The 14,298-nt window shown below is 65.4% G+C and carries 11 protein-coding genes, 1 tRNA gene and 1 pseudogene; 7 read left to right on the plus strand and 6 right to left on the minus strand.

The genetic code is table 11. The features are described 5' to 3' along the window. Positions 1-4: 4 nt before the first annotated feature. A pseudogene (locus MSP7336_RS01925) lies at positions 5-886 on the minus strand (galactokinase family protein). Further along, on the minus strand, positions 883-1,959 hold the full coding sequence (gene galT / locus MSP7336_RS01930) for a galactose-1-phosphate uridylyltransferase (RefSeq protein WP_181786507.1): 1,077 nt from the start codon (positions 1,957-1,959) through the stop codon (positions 883-885). Before galT ends, MSP7336_RS01925 begins: the two are co-directional and overlap by 4 nt. A gap of 108 nt (positions 1,960-2,067) precedes the next feature. Between galT and MSP7336_RS01935 the strand changes: the two genes are divergently transcribed. Beyond that, on the plus strand, positions 2,068-4,083 hold the full coding sequence (locus MSP7336_RS01935) for an FUSC family protein (RefSeq protein ID WP_113964726.1): 2,016 nt from the start codon (positions 2,068-2,070) through the stop codon (positions 4,081-4,083). On the opposite strand, the gene MSP7336_RS01940 is transcribed toward MSP7336_RS01935, so the two are convergent. After that, complete coding sequence (locus tag MSP7336_RS01940) at positions 4,075-4,944, minus strand: alpha/beta fold hydrolase (RefSeq protein ID WP_113964727.1); 870 nt, start codon at positions 4,942-4,944, stop codon at positions 4,075-4,077. The genes MSP7336_RS01935 and MSP7336_RS01940 overlap by 9 nt on opposite strands. 17 nt (positions 4,945-4,961) lie before the next feature. Then, the gene (locus MSP7336_RS01945) at positions 4,962-5,750 is read right to left on the minus strand and encodes a glycoside hydrolase family 16 protein (RefSeq protein ID WP_181786510.1); all 789 of its coding nucleotides are present in this window, start codon (positions 5,748-5,750) and stop codon (positions 4,962-4,964) included. A gap of 137 nt (positions 5,751-5,887) precedes the next feature. Here MSP7336_RS01945 and MSP7336_RS01950 point away from each other — a divergent pair, with 137 nt between their 5' ends. Both MSP7336_RS01950 and MSP7336_RS01955 read left to right on the plus strand, forming a co-directional pair. Next, a complete protein-coding gene (locus MSP7336_RS01950; RefSeq protein WP_069396876.1) occupies positions 5,888-6,352 on the plus strand; it encodes a DUF5994 family protein in 465 nt (154 codons plus the stop codon). A 167-nt stretch (positions 6,353-6,519) separates the two neighbouring features. After that, positions 6,520-9,558, plus strand: a complete 3,039-nt coding sequence (locus tag MSP7336_RS01955) for an ATP-binding protein (protein WP_483403566.1) — start codon at positions 6,520-6,522, stop codon at positions 9,556-9,558. An 870-nt stretch (positions 9,559-10,428) separates the two neighbouring features. On the opposite strand, the gene MSP7336_RS01960 is transcribed toward MSP7336_RS01955, so the two are convergent. Beyond that, positions 10,429-10,514: transfer RNA gene (locus MSP7336_RS01960), tRNA-Tyr, on the minus strand. Positions 10,515-10,588: 74 nt separating this feature from the next. Here MSP7336_RS01960 and MSP7336_RS01965 point away from each other — a divergent pair. From MSP7336_RS01965 to MSP7336_RS01975, 4 genes are read left to right on the plus strand one after another with little or no spacing between them, the layout of a single operon-like run. Beyond that, a complete protein-coding gene (locus MSP7336_RS01965) occupies positions 10,589-11,080 on the plus strand; it encodes a YajQ family cyclic di-GMP-binding protein (RefSeq protein WP_069396878.1) in 492 nt (163 codons plus the stop codon). Between the two features lie 57 nt (positions 11,081-11,137). Beyond that, positions 11,138-11,644 (plus strand): hypothetical protein, encoded by a 507-nt coding sequence (locus MSP7336_RS23655; protein WP_069396879.1) that lies wholly within the window; start codon positions 11,138-11,140, stop codon positions 11,642-11,644. After that, a complete protein-coding gene (locus tag MSP7336_RS01970; RefSeq protein WP_069396880.1) occupies positions 11,638-12,255 on the plus strand; it encodes an RES family NAD+ phosphorylase in 618 nt (205 codons plus the stop codon). Before MSP7336_RS23655 ends, MSP7336_RS01970 begins: the two co-directional genes overlap by 7 nt. Before the next feature lie 41 nt (positions 12,256-12,296). Beyond that, the gene (locus MSP7336_RS01975) at positions 12,297-13,760 is read left to right on the plus strand and encodes a flavin-containing monooxygenase (RefSeq protein WP_069396881.1); all 1,464 of its coding nucleotides are present in this window, start codon (positions 12,297-12,299) and stop codon (positions 13,758-13,760) included. A gap of 20 nt (positions 13,761-13,780) precedes the next feature. On the opposite strand, the gene MSP7336_RS01980 is transcribed toward MSP7336_RS01975, so the two are convergent. After that, the gene (locus tag MSP7336_RS01980) at positions 13,781-14,254 is read right to left on the minus strand and encodes an LppA family lipoprotein (protein ID WP_069396882.1); all 474 of its coding nucleotides are present in this window, start codon (positions 14,252-14,254) and stop codon (positions 13,781-13,783) included. Positions 14,255-14,298: the final 44 nt, after the last annotated feature.

Consider the following 14,298-nt stretch of genomic DNA (forward strand, 5'->3'; position numbering starts at 1 on the left):
GGAGCTACCGCACCGGACCCGCGCCCGCCGCAGCATGGGTACAACTGATCACCGGCTCCTCATACCCCGCGTCGCGCAACGCCCGTCGCACCGCCTCGCTGACCCCCTCGACCTGATCGGCGCGCACCAGCGCGATCACACATCCACCGAACCCGCCGCCGGTCATCCGCGCGCCGAACGCGCCGGCGCCGACGGCGGCGTCGACGATCAAATCGATGTGCGGCGTGGTGATTTCGAAGTCGTCGCGCATCGATGCGTGTGACGCGGCGAAGATCCGGCCCGCTTCGGGATAGTCCGAATCACCCAACGCGGCAACGAAATCGAGCACCCGTTGGTTCTCGGTCAGCACGTGCCGGGCGCGACGGGCATCGACCGGGTTGGTGAGCCGGGCCAACGCCGACACGTCGCGCACCTCACGCAGCGACGCGGCGCCCAGCGCGGCCGCTGCGCGTTCGCACGACGCGCGCCGCGCCGCGTACTCGCCTCCGGCGTGGGTGTGCCGGGCCCGGGAGTCGATCAACAGCAGCGCGACGCCATGCGCAACCGGATCAAACGACACCGGCGTCACACTGAGCTCGCGAAAGTCGATCAGCAGCGCCGTCGACGGCGCTGCTGATCGACTTTCGCGAGCTCAGTGTGACGCCGGTGTCGTTTGATCCGGTTGCGCATGGCGTCNCCCGTGCACCCCGCCCGGCGCCGTGTCGAGCGGCACCAGCACCGAGCCGTCCATGCGGTCGCTGCTCACCGTGATCGCCGAAGCATCCGAGGGCGTGAACGTCACCACGGTGCGTTGCGGCAACGTGATCGGCAGCGCCCAGCCTAGGTTGTAGTCGGTGTGCTCGCCGATCAGGTTGATCCGCCCCGGCGCGGCGTACCGCACAGTCATGCCAGCTCTCGCAGCCGCGCAGCCACACTCTCCGGCATCACGTCGCTGATGAAGGCGTCCATCGCCGACTCGGAGGCCGCCAGGTACTTCAATGCGACCGCGCTGCGCCGAATCGACATCAGCTCGACGTGAAAGTAGCCCTCGCGCTGAGTGTCGGTGTCGGCGTACTGGTGCAGCGCCGACATGTAGGGCAGCGGAGCGTCATACATCCGGTCGAAGCGGCCCAACACGTCGCGGTACATCCGTCCGAAGTCGTCCAGTTCGGCCTCGTCCAACTCAAGAAGGTTGTGCACGAACCGATTCGGGTAGATGTGCACCTCCACCGGCCAGCGGGCCGCGAACGGCACGAACGCCGTGAACAGCTCGCTGCGGGCGACAATGCGACTGCCGTCAGCGACCTCACGGGCCAGCAGGTCCTCGAATAGGTTGCTGCCACAGCGGTTTCGATGCTCGCGAGCTTGACCAAGCATCACCGCCGTGCGCGGAGTCAAAAACGGATAACCGTAGATCTGCCCGTGCGGATGGGTCAGCGTCACCCCGATCTCCTCGCCGCGGTTCTCGAAGCAGAACACCTGCTCCACGCCGGGCGCCGCCATCAGGAAACTCGTGCGATGCCGCCACGCCTCGATCACCAGCCGTGCTTGCGCGGGATCCAAGTCGGCGAACGAACTGTCGTGGTTGCTGGAAAAGCAGATCACTTCGCAGCGCCCGGCGGCCGGTACCGGAACAAACCCGTCGGGCACCTCCCCCACCGCCGAAGTGCCCGACAGGCTGGGGAACCGGTTCTCGAACACGACGACGTCGTAGTCGCGCGCGGGTATCTCACTGGTCAGGCCCGTCGGTCCCGGACACAACGGGCACTGATCGGGCGGCGGCTTGTAGGTGCGGTCCTGCCGCCGGGCGGCGACGATCACCCATTGCCCGGTGGTGCGGTCGAACCGCAACTCCGACTGATGCGGGTCGAACTGCGGCAGTGGGCGTCGATCGGGAACCGGGGCGGGCTGGTGTCCGGGCAGCGCGAAGAACAGCAGCTCGCGGCCGTCGGCCAGTTTTGCCCGGGTCGGCGCCGTCACGATGTCGAACACTAGCTTGGTGACGTGGCAGACACGTCGATAGCCGGGCTCTACGCGCGAGCACTGACCTGGTTCATCGGCTCGGACCCCGGGTTGCTGCGGCTGCGCATGGCCACCCGGACCACGGCCGCGCTGGCGTCGGCGCTCGCAATCCTGTTCCTGCTGACCAAGGCCACCGGCCAGCCGCTGACCGTCGCCCTGCTGGGCGTCCTGATCACCATGATTTCGGCGCGATCGGTCAACGAGCCCGATCCGCGACGGCAAAAGATCACCATGGCGCTGCTGCCGCTGCCGGCCGCGCTGTCCATCACCCTCGCCACCCTGCTGGCGCCGTACCGCGTGGTCGTCGACGCGGTGTTCGTGGTGGTGGTGTTCATTGCGGTGTATCTCCGCCGCTTCGGCCCGCGTGGCGTGGCGCTGGGGATGGTCTCGTTCATGTCGTACTTCTTCACGCTGTATCTGCACGCTCACCCGCATGAGCTGCCGTGGCTGATCGGGGCTGTGCTGGTGGGCACCTTGTGCAGCTTCCTGTGGAGCGTCTATCTGATGCCCGATCGCCCGGAAAGTGTGCTGCGACGCACCATTCGGGCTTTGCGGGCGCGGATGGTCATCGTCGTCGAGACCACCGCCGAGGCCGTGCGGGCCGGCCAGCTCGACGAACGGCGCCGCCGCCGGCTGCGGATCCGGATGGGCCGGCTCAACCAGACCGCGCTGATGGTGCAGAGCCAGATCGAAGCCAAAGTCAATCCCGGCGCGCTGTGGCCCGGGGTCAGCGGCGAGGACCTGGCCCAGTGGCTGTTCGACGCCGAACTGACCGTGGAGCGGGTGGCCACCGCCGGTGCGCGGGCCGCGGAAGCCGACATTCCCGCAGCCACCCGCGCGGAGCTCGCAGCGGCGCTGGCTCAGCTCGCGGCGGCCGTCCGTACACCGCTTCCCGACGGCCTTTGCCGCGCCGAGGACATGGCTCAGCGACTGCTCGATGAGGCGTCTGACCCCGCGGTGCGCCGGCTGGCGCTGGCGATCAGCGACACCGCGCGAGCCGCCGCCGACGTGCGCGCGCGCATGGCGCGCGTCGTCACGGAGATCGCCGCGGAAAGCGACTCGCCCGAACCGCAGGAGCGGCCCGCGTTGCGGACCACCACCCGGCAGGCCATCCAGGTCACTGTCGCCGCGTCATTGGCCATTCTGATCGGCGAGGCGGTATCGCCGGACCGCTGGTATTGGGCGGTGATCGCGGCGTTCGTGGTCTTCGCCGGCACCAACTCGTGGGGCGACAGCCTCAACAAGGGCTGGCAGCGGCTGGTGGGCACCGTGCTGGGTGTGCCGGCCGGCGTGCTGATCGCCACGCTGATCTCCGGGGACAAAACCGCGTCGCTCGTGACGATCTTCGTGTGCTTGTTCTGCGCCTTCTACTTCATGAAGGTCACCTACGGTTTGATGACCTTCTGGATCACCACCATGCTGGCGTTGCTCTACGGTCTGCTCGGCCAGTTCACTTTCGACGTGCTGCTGTTGCGCATTGAGGAAACCGCGATCGGTGCGGCCGTCGGCGTGGCCACCGCGATGCTGGTGTTGCCGGTCCACACCCGAACCATCATCCGCAACGACGCCCGCGCGTTTTTCAGCACGCTGTCGGCGGTGATCGACGCGTCGGTTGCGACGCTGTTGGGCGACGCCGCGACCGCGAATCCCACCGAGACAGCGCGCCAACTCGACAAGGACCTGCAGCAGTTCGCCACCACCGCAAAGCCTTTGACCGCCGGGCTCGGTGGCCTCGCGGGCCGGCGCAGCATGCGGCACGGCCTGCGGATGCTCACCGCGTGCGACCGCTACGCGCGGGTGCTGGCCCGCAGCAGCGCTCAACGCCCCGAGGTCACACCGGAATTGGCGGAGGCGCTCAGATCGGCCGCCGAGCGGATTCGCAACAACACCGACGTGCTGATCACCGCGTTAGACAACGACCATGCGGCGACGGTGTTGCCTGCCGCCGACTACCTCGATGCGGCGGACAGCATCGCCCGGCAGAACGGGAGCCGACCACTGCTGGGCGCGCTGCATTCGCTGCGCCAGATCGACCGTGCGGTGATCAACGCGGCGGTCGACCTCGGCGCCGACTCACGTTGATTGTCCGTGCCGGGCAAGGAAATCCAACACGGCGTCGGCGAAGATGTCGTTGCGGTCGCCGGCGACCATGTGTCCCGCGCCGTGCACGTCGACGAACTCCACCGCCGGGAACCGGGCCAGGAACTCGTCGGCGCGTTCCTGGCTGACCAGGTCGCTCATCTGGCCGCGCACCAACAGCATGGGGATGTCGGCGGCGAGGATCGTCTCGACGGCGGCGTTCATGCGGTCGACGTCGGCCACCTCGCCGGGCGGATTTGCGGCGGTGTTGCTGATGAACTTCGGATCCCAGTGCCAGTACCAGCGATCGCCGCGGCGACGCAGGTTGGTGCGCAGCCCGTCCAGATCGGTGGGCCGGGGCCGATGCGGGTTGTACTCGGCGATCGCGTCGGCGACCTCGTCGAGTGACTCGAATCCCGATTGCATGCGGTCGGCCATGAAGTTGTGAACCCGCGACGCCCCAGACGGATCCATGTTGGGCACAATGTCGACCAGAACGACCGCGCTGGCGATGCCGGGTGAAATCTCGCCCACCAGAAGCATTGTCGTGAAACCACCCAGCGATGCGCCCACCACGACCGGGCGCGGCGGCAGATGACGCAGCACTTCTTGGACGTCGCCGGCGAAGCTGCTCAGCCGATAGTCGCCGTCTTTGGACCAATCCGACTCGCCGTGGCCGCGCAAATCGACGGTGACTGCTTGCCAGCCTCGGTCGGCCACCGCCGCGGCCGCCTTGCCCCAGCTGCGGCGGGTCTGCCCGCCGCCATGCAGGAACACCACGGCCGGCCGGTCCGGATCACCCAGCCGGTCGGCCACGATCCGTGTCCCGCCGACCCCGTCGACAATGAGCGGCTCAGCTGCAATCGTCACAACAGTAAGGCTTACCAGACGCGGATCCAGTCGACGAGCATCTCGGCCGGATAGCTTCCCGGGCCGGGGTCGCCGCCGCCGGACCCGGCGACCGCCAGGTTGAGTACCGGAAATACCTGATAACCAGGGTCGTTGAACGGCCAGTCGGCGATGGAATTGGCCGGAACGGTGAAGTAGGGCGCGGCGCCGTCGGCGTAGTCCTTCCAGAACCGCATCCCGGCGTCATCCCATTGGCAGCGCCAGGTGTGCCAGCCGCTGTCCACCGAGATGTTCTGCGTGGCCCATTCGGCGCCGTTGGCTTTGGTGTGCACGGTGGTGGCCGACGGCCAGCTGCCGTTGCCGTACCACTCCACGATGTCGACTTCGCCGTTGTTGTCGTTGCCGAGCCAGAAGGCCGGCCAGCAGCCGGCGGTCAGGCAGTTGAATTTGATCCGGGCTTCCCAGGTGTGGCCGATGCCGCCGCGCCACAAGCTTTGTACTTTGCCGCTGTAGTAGGTGTTGCCGTCTTTGGCGGCGCGCAGGACGAGGTTGGAGTTGCCGTCGAGGAAGACGTTCTTGCGGTCGTCGCGGTACTGGCCGACGTTCTCCGGCCGCTCCCAATACGTCGGGTCCTTCATGGTCTCGCGGGCTTTGGCCACCGACCACTTCGACCGATCGGGGGCCGACCCGGCCGGGCCGTCGAACTCGTCGTGAAAGATGTAGTTCTTTTGAGCCGTGGGCGCGGCGCTGGCCTTCGGCAAGGGGATCGCGGCTGTCAGCATGCCGAACCCCGTCATCAGCAGCATGTCGCGACGATTCATCTCATATCCCACCTGTAACTCCCCCAACCGGTGACATGAAACCACGTCACGGCCGGTTGGCGCCAACCGGCGGTGACCGGAATTCGCTGGTGGCGTAGCGTGAGCATTTCTAGATCGATGCCGATCGAAGGAATCCGATGAGCACACTGGTCGCCACCCGGCGCCGAGCCAATCCGCTACGGCTCTCGGTGGCCCGAGAACTCGGTCGCGACATCGACGGCGCGTGGTGGCCACGGGTAGATCGCCTGACCAACGAGTTACCGGGGCTGGTGACCGCGTTGAGCCCGGTGCTCGGTGAAATCACTTCCATCAACGTCAATTGGCCGTCGCTGGAGCGGCCCCCCGACTTCAACTGGCCGGGATGGGAACACAAACGCCAGCACGTGATCACGTTGAACGGCCCAATGGCGTGCGCCAACCTGCTGATCATCCCGTACGCCACCTACAGCGGCCTCGCGCTGATGGTGCTGCGCTGCGCCGCCAACCTGCCCATTAAGCCCGCCGACCGCGACAAGCCCGCATTCCTGACCGCCAATGCGATCCTGCGCGCCGCTGAGCGGCAGCGCGCGGCGGCGAACGAGGGCAAGCCCCTCTTCAAATAGACGGTCAGCCCGGCCCCGACGTGCGCTTTTTGTGAGATTCTGTGCGCATGTCCGCCGTCCCGGCAGCGTGCCGGTCATGTGGCACTGAGCTTCTCGAGAACGCGCGGTTTTGTCACGGCTGTGGTTCCCCGGTCGATGACGGCGGTACCCGCGCTGAGTACAAACAAGTGACGGTGCTGTTCGCCGACGTGGTGCACTCGATGGACATTGCCGCGGCAGTCGGGGCGGAGCGACTGCGGGAGATCATGACCGAGCTGGCTAACCGATGTGCGGCAGTGGTGCAGCGCTACGGGGGCACGGTGGACAAGTTCACCGGCGACGGCGTGATGGCCGTCTTCGGTGCACCGGTGGCGTTGGAGGACCATGCTATTCGTGCCTGTCGGGCTGCCTTGGGTGTGCAGGACGAGGCGAAGCGACTTGCCGTCGACATCGCCGAGCGCGACGGGATTGACCTGCAGTTGCGTGTCGGACTTAATTCCGGTCAAGTGGTTGCCGGTGACATCGGTCCCGGGCCGTTCGGGTACACCACCGTCGGTGAGCAGGTTGGCATGGCCCAACGGATGGAGTCGGCGGCGCCGCCCGGCGGGGTGATGCTCAGCGCGTCGACGGCGCGGCTCGTCAATGACGCTGCACGGCTTGGCGAAGTTCAACTGGTTCGGATCAAGGGCGCCGTCGAGCCGGTGCCCGCCCGCCGGCTGCTGGGCATGACGGAAAGACGCTCGGCGGTCGGGCGCGACAGATCGACACTCGTCGGCCGGCGCGGGGAGATGGCCGTAATCGACGAACTGTTGCAGCGCGCAATACACGGCCGCGGCGCGGTGGTCGCCGTGGCGGGATCCGCGGGCATCGGGAAGAGCCGTCTGGTTCACGAGCTCGGGTCGATGGCGAATCGCCGCGGCGTGGAGGTTTTCACCACGTTTTGCGAGTCGCACACCACTCAGGTGCCCTTCTACGCCGTTGCGCGGCTGCTGAGGGCGGCCACCGGCATCGAGGGTGTCGACGTGCAGACCGCTCGCGAGCGAGTGCGCGCGCAAGTTCCCGACGCCGACGCCGAGGACCTGTTGCTGCTGCATGACCTTCTGGGCATCGCCGACCCGGGTGTTCCGTTGCCGGCCATTGATCCGGATGCGCGCCGCCGACGGTTGACCGCGCTGCTGAACGCCGCTTCCCTGACCCGACAAACACCGGCGGTGTACGTCGTCGAGGATGCCCATTGGGTCGACGAGGTCAGCGAGTCGCTGTTGGCCGATTTCCTCGAGGTGATCCCCCAGACGCCCTCACTGGTGCTGATCACTTACCGGCCGGAATATCAGGGGGTGCTGTATCGGGTCCCCGGCGCGCACACTATTTCGCTTGCGCCGCTTGATGAATCGGAAACCGCCGCGCTCGTCGGGCAGTTGCTTGGCTCGGATCCCTCGGTTGGCGGCCTGAGCCACTCGATCGTCGATCGCGCCGGAGGAAACCCGTTTTTCGCCGAGGAGATCGTGCACGACCTCACCGAACGCGGCGTCCTAACCGGGCGCCCAGGGGCATTCCAGACAACGACGGACGCCGCGGATGTCACAGTGCCCGCCACGTTGCAGACAACCATCGCTGCACGCATCGACCGGCTCGACCCGAAAGCGAAGCGGACCCTGAGCGCAGCTGCGGTTATCGGCTCGCGGTTCGCTGCCCACCTGCTGGCAGAGCTGGGCATCGAACCGTTCGTTGATGAGCTGATCGCGGCGGAGCTGATCGAGCGGGTGAAGGACACCCGAGAACCCGAGTACGTCTTTCATCATCCGCTGGTGCGCGCGGTGGCGTACGAAGCTCAGCTCAAAGCTGATCGTGCCCAACTGCATCGGCGCCTGGCCACCGCGATTGAGCAACGCGACGCGTCGGTGGACGAAAATGCTGCGCTGATCGGTGAGCACCTGGAAGCCGCCGGCGACTTGCCCGCCGCGTTCACCTGGCACATGCGCGCCGGAGGCTGGTCGGCCAACCGCGATGTCGTTGCGGCACGGACGAGTTGGCGGCGAGCCCGACAGGTCGCTGATCAGCTTCCCGAAGACAATCCCGCAAAGCTCGCGATGCGGATAGCGCCGCGGACCCTGCTCTGCGCCACGGCATGGCGAGTGGGAGGCAGTGTCGCAGACACCGGATTTGACGAGCTACGTGAGCTGACAACCGCGTGCGGGGACAAGCGTTCGCTGGCCATGGGCATGGTCGGCTACGTGATGGCCCTGACGATTCACTCATACCACCGCGAGTCTTCCCGGATGGCCACCGAATGCATGGAGCTGTTCGAGTCGATCGGTGACCCCGCGCTGATCATCGGACTGGCTTTTCCATTGGTACTAGCCAAGTACGAAGCCGGCGAGGTGGCCCAGGCGCTTCAGATGGCAGACCGCGCCATTGACCTGGCCGACGGCGACCCCACCGCGGGGAATCTCATCTTCGGTTCACCGCTGGCGATCCTGACGGCCATCCGCAGCATCTTGCGGGGGAGCCTCGGCCAGGAGGGTGCCAGAGAGGATGCGGATCGCGCAGTGGTGATGGCGCGTGAGAATGACCCGGTATCACTGGTTTTCGTGATCATGTACAAGTACATGTCCATCACCGCCGGCGGTCTGCTACCCGACGATCAAGCGCTCCGCGATACCGCCGAAGTGCTGCCGATCGCCGAACGATCCGGCGACGATTTCGCGCTCGCCGCGGCGTGGTTCATTCGGGGCATCGCGCTTTACTACCGTGATGGCCCCGAGCGCAGCGATGGGTTCGACTTGTTGATGAAGACCCGCGACGCGGCGATGCGCGAACGGTTCAGCATGACCACCCTGTCCTTCATCGACAGCCAAATCGCCAGGGAGAAGGCCCGCAACGGTGACCTCGACGGCGGGATCGAGCTGGCGCGGTCAATCGTCCAGCACCTGTCGCAGACAGGGGAAATGTTCAGTCGCGGCGCCGTCACTACGGTTTTCGTCGAATTGCTGTTGACCCGCGCTACCGCAACGGACCTTCGCGAAGCCGAGGAAACGCTTGACGCCTTGACCGCGCCAACTAATCCTGGATCGCTGGTCGTTGAGCTACCCGCATTGCGGCTACGGGCGCTGCTGGCACGGGCGCACGGCGACGAGGCACGCTATCGCGACTTCGCTGATCGCTATCACGCCATGGCGAGATCGCTTGAGGCGGACGGCCACATCGCCATGGCCGAAGCGATGTGATCTAGCCACCAAAGCGTCCGGCTAGTCCTCCATAAGAATGCTGATCGAAGTCGAGCAGCTTATACGGCAAAGCTCCCACGGTGTCCTGGATCAAAGCCATCTTCGCGTCGTTCTAATTCGCACCTTGCACTCTCCGGCACTACGATGAGCCACGAGATGCAGCCGAAGCAGCTTGACGGGTGATCAAATAGCCGCCTTCGAGATCGGTAAGGGCGAGATGCAAACACCAGACCTGGTTGACCGCGTAACTTCGCCCGGAATTGCACCGACCTGGCTGTTCGGCTGGAGGCAGTCTGTCAGCAGATGGAGGTGAATTGCCGTGTATGACGAGGACTCGGTCGAGTACCGTCGCTATGTCGCGCGGTGGCAGCACCTGAAGCTGAGGGGACGGAGGTCCAGGCCGCTGCTGCAGCCGAGTCCGCCACCGGTGCAAACCCCTCCGATTCCGCGCCGTACCGGTGCGATTCCACCGTTGCTTGTTGTAACCCGGTATGCGGCCGGCATAAAGCGCAAGTTCGCACGCTAGGACCGCGCCCCTCTCTCACCTAATAGGTGAGAGAGGTTGGTTGTGGCACCGCGCATTCCGACACATCGCGAGCAGGTCTAAATGGCCGCCTTTTGGCGTGCACCGCCACTACGCGGCGGACTTCACCGGTCCCCAAGACACCACCTTCAACGGATTCGACGCGCGCGGCTGGACCTAGCACCACTCGTTCGAGCCGTCCCAGCTGGCCGTGGAGGGGACGCGCCTAGGCCTCGATGGCGGGCTTCCCGCCCCCCACGCCGGGCAGAGCGTTCACTCTTCAGACCTATGAGCCCAAAAGGGGGCGCTTCGGCCGACCTGGCGCAGAGTTTCGCCGAAGTTGGTCTTGGTGGCAGGTCCAGGATTCGAACCTGGGTAGGCATACGCCGACGGATTTACAGTCCGCTCCCATTGGCCGCTCGGGCAACCTGCCGTGTCGCGTCTTGCAGACTACAACGAGGATGTATTCAGGATACAAACGACCTAGAACCATCGAGAGGGGATCCAATGGCGGATTCATCGTTCGACGTCGTGAGCAAGGTTGACCGCCAGGAAGTCGACAACGCGCTCAACCAGGCTGCCAAAGAGCTGGCCACCCGGTTCGACTTCCGCGGCACCGACACCAAGATCGCGTGGAAGGGTGAGGCGACCATCGAACTGACCAGCTCGACCGAGGAGCGGGTCAAGGCCGCCGTCGACGTCTTCAAGGAGAAGCTGATCCGTCGCGACATCTCGTTGAAGGCCTTCGACGCCGGCGAACCGCAGGCGTCGGGCAAGACCTACAAGGTGACCGGCACCCTCAAGCAGGGCATCTCCAGCGAGAACGCCAAGAAGATCACCAAGCTCATCCGCGACGAGGGTCCCAAGAACGTCAAGACCCAGATCCAGGGCGACGAAATCCGCGTCTCCGGCAAAAAGCGCGACGACTTGCAGGCCGTCATCGCGATGTTGAAGAACGCCGACCTCGACGTCGCGCTGCAGTTCGTCAACTACCGTTAGTATCGTGCGGTGCGTGCAGCCGATACAGCTGCACGAATCGCATGTACAATGGCAGCTATGACCACCGTCGAGGAGCTGACCGTCGCCACCCAGCGCGTTCGGGAGAGCGCGCAGGCCGTGGGCGCAGCCCTGTCCTCGGTGGCGGTGTACACCGAGCCCGCGATCGCGCGGGCCGTGCAAGCCGAGCAGAACCTCTACGCGCGCATCGAAGCCGAGTTCGGCTTGCTGACCAGCACCGAGGCCGGCAAGAAGATGGGCTCGCGGTCGCGCGCCCCGCGTAACCTGGCCGCCAGCGCCCATCGCAACAAACAGCTGGTCGCCATCCGACAGGGCAACTACCTCGCTTACCCGGGATTCCAGTTCGGATCGGACGGGCAGCCGCTGGCCGTGATCGCTCGGTTGCGCGAGATCGCGGAAGCCAACGGCTGGTCGGAGGCGGGCCTGGTGCAGTGGCTGTGCTCACCGACGACCTACTTCGACGGGGACCGGCCCGTCGACCATCTCATCGACGATCCGGACCGCGTGGCCGCCGTGGCAGCGGACGCCCTGGCGGTCGAGTGGTAAAGGCGCCGCCCACTCCGTTCAAGCCGGCCATCGAGAAGCTGCCCGCAGGTCACCTGCTGTACCGCGTCTTCACTGCGGCCCGCACGCCCGCCGAGTTCAACCCCGGCGTCGGCGCGCCCACCCGGTTTGGTTTCTTCGGCAAACCCGTGGTGCCCATCATGTACACGGCCGACACCGAAGAGGCGGCGATCGCCGAGACGCTGCTGCATGACATCCCGCCCGAGGGCGGGGTGCTGCCCTATGACAAGTACTCCCCCAAAGCGCTTGCCCTGCTCAAAGTGACCCGCGAGCTGCGTCTGGCCGCCCTGCACGGCATGGGATTGCGACGCCTGAAGGTGACCGCCGATGAGGTGACGTCGAGCCCCGCCTCCACATACCCGGACACGGTGCGCTGGGCCGAGGCCGCCCACGCGATCGGTGTGGACGGCATGGTGTGGATGTCGCGGCTGTGCAACGACGCCAAGGCCTACGTGTTCTTCGGCGACAAGTGCGCGGACGCGTTCGCCCAGGACCACTCCCATGCGCGCATCTTCGCCAGCCCCGCAGACCAGATGTGGCTGGTCGACCTGTGCGCGCCGCTGCACATCGACGTGCTGCTACAGCCGTCCTGACGGTCTGGCCCAATCAACCGGTCGGTGCCTAATCTGGTGGCATGGATTTCGATGTCGTCATCGTCGGCGCCGGTATCTCTGGAATCGGCGCGGCGTACCGCATTACCGAGACCAACCCAGGGGTCAACTACGTCATCCTGGAACGACGCGAGCAAATCGGCGGCACCTGGGACCTGTTCCGCTACCCCGGCGTCCGCTCGGACAGCAGCATTTTCACGCTGAGCTTCCCGTACGAGCCGTGGACCCGCAGAGAGGGCGTGGCCGACGGTGTGCACATCCGCGAATACCTGGTCAACACCGCGCACAAGTACGGCATCGACAAGCACATCCGGTTCAACAGCTATGTCCGCTCGGCGGATTGGGATTCGTCGACCGACACCTGGACCGTCACCGCCGAGCAAAACGGCGAAACCAAGACCTACCGCAGCCGATTCGTGTTCTTCGGCTCCGGTTACTACAACTACGACGAGGGCTACACGCCGGAATTCCCCGGCATCGAGGAGTTCGCCGGCACCGTCGTGCACCCGCAGCACTGGCCGGAGGACCTCGACTACGCCGACAAGAAGATCGTGGTGATCGGCAGCGGCGCAACCGCGGTCTCGTTGATCCCGTCGCTGGCCGAAAAGGCCTCGAAAGTGACCATGCTGCAGCGTTCACCGACGTACATGTTCTCCGCGTCGAGGTACAGCTGGTTTGCCGATGTGCTGCGGAAAGTGCTGCCGGGCAAGGTTTCACATCAAATCATCCGGATGCGCAATGCGCTGCTCGAAGGGGTGGTCTGGTTCCTGTCGCGCAAGTTCCCGAATTTCATGAAGTGGTTGATCCGTCGGATCGCGATCAGTAACCTGCCCGAGGGCTACGACGTCGACATCCATTTCAAACCGCGCTACAACCCATGGGACCAGCGGCTGTGCTTGATTCCCGACGCCGACCTGTACGTCGCGATCAGCGAAGGCCGCGCGGACGTCGTCACCGATCACATCGACCACTTCGACGAGACCGGCATCGTGCTGAAATCCGGGGCGCACCTGGACGCCGACATAATCGTCACCGCCACGGGTCTACAACTGCAGGCGCTCGGCGGAGCCACCATCTCCCTGGACGGCACCGAGATCAAACCGCAGGACCGCTTCGTCTACAAAGCCCACATGCTCGAGGATGTGCCCAACCTGTTCTGGTGCGTGGGCTACACCAACGCATCGTGGACGTTGCGCGCCGACATGACCGCCCGTGCCACGGCAAAGCTGATGGCCCACATGCGTTCTCACGGCTATACGCACGCCTATCCGCACCGGGATGGTGAACCAATGCCTGAGAAGCCTTCCTGGGACATTCGGGCCGGCTACGTGCTGCGGTCATTGCATGCACTGCCGAAGTCGGGCACCAAGCGGCCGTGGAATGTGCGACAGAACTACTTCGTCGACGCCCTCGACTATCGATTCGACCGCATCGAAGAAGCGATGGTGTTCGGCCGGGCCGAGGAAAACGCCGCCCTGGCCGGGTAGGTGCTTGGCAGCCGCCGCCTTTACTTCTTGTCGCGAGGTAAGCGGCAGCCGGTGTAGCCCGAGACGACGAGGTTGCCTCGGTATGCGACTTTGATGAATATTCCAGTGGGCCCATAGAAACCCACGTCATGGTTTCCAGGCTGGTTTTTCATCACCTGGATCTCGGTGGCCTCGAGTTTGGCAGCCGAATCTTTCGCAGCCTCTTGGATTTTCGCCCACTGATCCTCGGAGACCTGCACATTCTCGGCAACTTGGTCGGGGAGAAAATAACGTCTTCCGTCGGTCTGTTCGTAGGGCCGCTGGCAGTTATCGCCTGAACCCTCATGGGGGGTTTCCCACGTGATCGTAGGGATGAGTTTGCTGGCAGCGGAGGTGATTTCGTTCATCGCAGTGACCACTTGGGCCTTGGTGTCCTCAAATGATGGCAAGGATTTGAGCACTTCAAGGGCCTTGGCGGCGTCATTCGGCGGGGTGGGTTCGTACGGCTGGTTCACGTGGCATCCTGTTGCGGTGAGCGCGATGGCGACGATGGCGGTGA

The sequence above is a fragment of the Mycobacterium shimoidei genome (assembly GCF_900417275.1).
GTDB classification, from domain to species: domain Bacteria; phylum Actinomycetota; class Actinomycetes; order Mycobacteriales; family Mycobacteriaceae; genus Mycobacterium; species Mycobacterium shimoidei.

Excerpts from the sequence above, each read along its gene's own strand:
- MSP7336_RS01935 (WP_113964726.1), top strand. The coding sequence starts at position 2,068 with ATGGCCACCCGGACCACGGCCGCGCTGGCGTCGGCGCTCGCAATCCTG.
- MSP7336_RS01945 (WP_181786510.1), bottom strand. The coding sequence starts at position 5,750 with ATGAATCGTCGCGACATGCTGCTGATGACGGGGTTCGGCATGCTGACA.
- MSP7336_RS01950 (WP_069396876.1), top strand. The coding sequence starts at position 5,888 with ATGAGCACACTGGTCGCCACCCGGCGCCGAGCCAATCCGCTACGGCTC.
- MSP7336_RS01965 (WP_069396878.1), top strand. The coding sequence starts at position 10,589 with ATGGCGGATTCATCGTTCGACGTCGTGAGCAAGGTTGACCGCCAGGAA.
- MSP7336_RS23655 (WP_069396879.1), top strand. The coding sequence starts at position 11,138 with ATGACCACCGTCGAGGAGCTGACCGTCGCCACCCAGCGCGTTCGGGAG.
- MSP7336_RS01975 (WP_069396881.1), top strand. The coding sequence starts at position 12,297 with ATGGATTTCGATGTCGTCATCGTCGGCGCCGGTATCTCTGGAATCGGC.